General features: G+C 70.2%; 1 protein-coding gene. It reads right to left on the bottom strand.

The features are described 5' to 3' along the window. On the bottom strand, nt 1–773 hold a 773-nt coding region (locus tag D5H75_RS40720), incomplete at its 3' end, for an ABC transporter ATP-binding protein (RefSeq protein ID WP_147425484.1). Nucleotide 774 lies beyond the last annotated feature (1 nt).

Here is a 774-nt window from a genome sequence, read left to right as displayed (position 1 = left end):
GGGGCGGTGTTGTCGGCGGGGCCGCGGACGAGGCGGCCGACTTCGGCGCGGAGGTGGACGAAGTCGGGGTGCTGGCGGGTGGTGATCTGGTCGCGGTGGTCGCCGAGGGTGACTTTGAGGTCGCCGGCGACGGTGGCGGGGGCTTTGGACAGGACGATGACGCGGTCGCCGACGTAGACGCTTTCGTCGATGTCGTGGGTGATCAGGACGATGGTCATGCCGTGTTCGCGGCGGACGCGCAGGGTGAGGTCTTCGAGGTCTTCGCGGGTTTGGGCGTCCACGGAGCCGAAGGGTTCGTCCATGAGCATCAGGGCGGGGCGGTAGGCGATGGCGCGGGCGATGGAGACGCGCTGCTGCATGCCGCCGGACAGTTCCCAGGGGTATTTCTTGGCGGCGCCGTCCAGGCCGACGGCGGCCAGGGCGTCGTCGGCGGCCTTGCGGCGGGCGGCCTTGTCCATGCCTTTGCGGCGCAGGGGCAGGGCGACGTTGTCGGCGACGGTCATCCAGGGGAACAGGGACCGGCTGTAGTCCTGGAAGACGACGGCCAGGTCGTCGGGGGTGAGCTCGACCGGGCGGCCGTTGATCAGGACGCGCCCGCCGGTGGGCTTGAGGAGCCCGGCGATGGACCGCAGCAGGGTGGACTTCCCGGCGCCCGAAGGCCCCACGATGCACACCAGCTCACCCTCGGCCACCTGCAGATCGATCCCCCCCAGCGCCTGATGCGCCGTCGGGCCACTGCCGTACGTATGGGTCAAATCAACTACGTCGAGCACG

This window comes from Bailinhaonella thermotolerans (assembly GCF_003594875.1).
Classification (GTDB): domain Bacteria; phylum Actinomycetota; class Actinomycetes; order Streptosporangiales; family Streptosporangiaceae; genus Bailinhaonella; species Bailinhaonella thermotolerans.
This window is presented reverse-complemented; position numbering and strand designations above follow the sequence as displayed.